The sequence below is a fragment of the Streptomyces sp. NPDC002787 genome (assembly GCF_053592095.1).
The window spans coordinates 1-2816 of sequence record NZ_JBSFVC010000085.1; the positions used below are offsets into that span (position 1 = coordinate 1).

At 74.9% G+C, this 2816-nt stretch carries 1 protein-coding gene; it reads left to right on the top strand.

Annotation, left to right across the window (positions count from 1 at the left end):
• The coding region (locus ACWD26_RS44015; protein ID WP_451279384.1) for an SDR family NAD(P)-dependent oxidoreductase at positions 1-2816 on the top strand (2816 nt) is incomplete at both ends.

Sequence of the window (2816 nt, forward strand, 5' to 3'; positions counted from 1 at the left end):
GGTGTCCGCGTCGACTGGGAGGCGTTCTTCGAGGGCACCGGCGCCCGGCGTGTCCCCCTGCCGACCTACGCCTTCCAGCACGAGCGGTACTGGCTCGACGCGCCCGCCCGCCACGGCGACGCCACCGGACTCGGACTCCGCTCGACCGGTCACCCGCTCCTCGGCGCCTCGGTCACGCCGGCCCGGGGCGGCGAGGCGCTCTTCACGGGGCGCCTGTCCCTGCGGACCCACCCGTGGCTCGCCGACCACGGCGTCGCCGGGGCCGTCGTGCTCCCGGGCACCGCCCTGCTCGAACTCGCGGCCCACGCGGGCGGACAGGCCGGTGCCGAGCAGGTGGCCGAACTCACCCTCGCCACGCCCCTGACCCTGCCCGCCGACGGCGGCGTGCACCTCCAGGTGGCCGTGGGGGAGCGGGACGACTCCGGCGCACGGCCCGTCGAGGTGTACTCCCGGCCCGACACGGACGACGAACGCGACTGGGTTCTCCACGCACAGGGCACCCTGGTCCCCGCCGATTCCGGCACCCCCGTCGCCGACCTGGTGGTGTGGCCCCCGGCCGACGCGCGCGAAGTCGGCCTGGAGGACGTCTACGAGCGTCTGGTCGACCAGGGGTACGCGTACGGCCCGGCGTTCCGGGGCCTGTCCCGCGTATGGCGGGGCGAGGGCGAGATCTTCGCCGAGGTGACCCTGCCGGACGGAGTGCGGGACGAGGCGGGACGGTTCCTGCTGCACCCGGCCCTGCTGGACGCCGCCCTGCACGCCCTGCTGCCGGGCGTGGCCGACGAGGACGTGGCAGCGCGCCTGCCGTTCTCCTGGGCGGGCGTCCGCGTCCACGCGACGGGCGCGGCCGCACTGCGGGTCCGCTTCGGTCTGTCCGGCGCCGCCGACACCGTCTCCCTGCTGGTCACCGATGACACGGGCGTGCCGGTGGCGTCGGTGGACTCGCTGTCGCTCCGCCCGCTGTCGAAGGACGCGGTGCGCACGGCGGCCCGGGCGGGTCGTGACGGCCTGTTCTCGGTCGCCTGGTCCGAGGCACCGGCGCCCGAGTCGGCCGCGGACACCTCGGGCTGGGCCGTGCTGGGCGCGCCCTCCCTGGCTTCGGCGGCCTCGTACCCGCACCTCGACGCGGTGGCGACCGCCGGTGCCGACACGGTCGTCTGGCCGCTGGTCACCGACGGCGACGACGGAGCCGTCGGCGGCGCGGGCATCGCCGGTCTGGCGCGCGTGGAACTCGCCCGCGTCCTGGAACGGGTGCAGGCCTTCCTGGCCGACGAACGACTGGCCGGCACGCGTCTCGTCGTGGTGACCCGGGGCACGCTGGCCGCCCTGCCGGGCGAGCAGGTGACCGACCTGGTGCACGCCGGTGTGTGGGGTCTGTTGCGCACCGTGCAGACGGAGAACCCCGGCCGGGTCGTCCTCGTCGACGTCGACGCCGACGGGTACGAACAGCTCCCCCTCGCCCTGGCCACCGACGAGACACAACTGGCCGTCCGCGAGCGCCGACTGCTGGTGCCGCGACTGGCCCGCGCACGAACGGCCTCCTCGGAGGAGCAGGCGGCGGCGCCGCGCTGGGACGAGGGCACCGTGCTCGTCACCGGTGCGACGGGCACGCTGGGCCGTGTCCTGGCCCGCCACCTGGTGACCGAGCACGGCGCCCGGCACCTGCTGCTGCTGAGCCGCCGTGGCGCGGACGCCCCCGGGGCCGGTGAACTGCGGGCAGGGGTGGAGCAGTTGGGCGCCCGGGTGTCGTTCGCCGCGTGCGACGCGTCGGACCGCCGGCGACTGGCTGCCGCTCTGGCCGAGGTACCGGAGGAGTTCCCGGTGACCGCGGTGGTGCACACCGCGGGCATTCTCGACGACACCGTGCTCGGCGGACTGACCGCGGAACGGCTCGACGCGGTCGTACGTCCGAAGATCGACGCGGCGTGGAACCTGCACGAACTGACGCGCCACCTGCCGCTGTCGGCGTTCGTCGTCTACTCGTCCCTGGCGGGCCTGATCGGCAACGCCGGGCAGGCGAACTACGCGGCGGGCAACACCTTCCTGGACGCGCTGGCGCAGCACCGCCGTGCCCTCGGGCTGCCCGCCACGTCGCTGGCGTGGGGCCTGTGGTCGCAGGCGAGCACCATCAGCGGTCAGCTGACCGACACCGATCTGCGCCGCATCGCCAGGCTCGGACTGCGCGCCCTCCCGTCGGACGAGGCCATGGGCCTGTTCGACGACGCCCTCCTGACCGGAGAGCCGGTCCTCGCCGTGACCTATCTGGACACCGGGGAGCTGCGACACCAGGGCGACGAGGTGCTGCCGATCCTGCGTGACCTGGCCCCGGCGGGCCCGCGTCCCAAGGCCGTCGTCGGCCACACCCCACAGGGCGGATCGACGCTGGTGCGGCGGCTGGCGATGCTGGACGCCGACGCCCGTCACGAGGCCCTGCTCGAACTGGTCCGCGGCCGGGTCGCCGGGGTGCTCGGACACGCGAACGCGGCGGCGATCGACGCCGACCGGCCCTTCCAGGAACTGGGCTTCGACTCGCTCACCGCGGTCGAACTGCGCAACCAGCTCGGCCGGGCCACCGACCTGCGGCTGCCCACCACCCTCGTCTTCGACCACCCGACCCCCACCGCCCTCGCACGCCGACTGGCACGTGAACTCTTCGGCGACGAACAGCCCGACCGCGCCGCCGCGGCCGCCGCCACCGCGACGGGCGACCCCGCGGAACCCATCGCGATCGTGGGGATGGCGTGTCGTTATCCGGGTGGGGTGGCGTCGCCGGAGGATCTGTGGCGGTTGGTGGCTGGTGGTGTGGATGCGGTGAG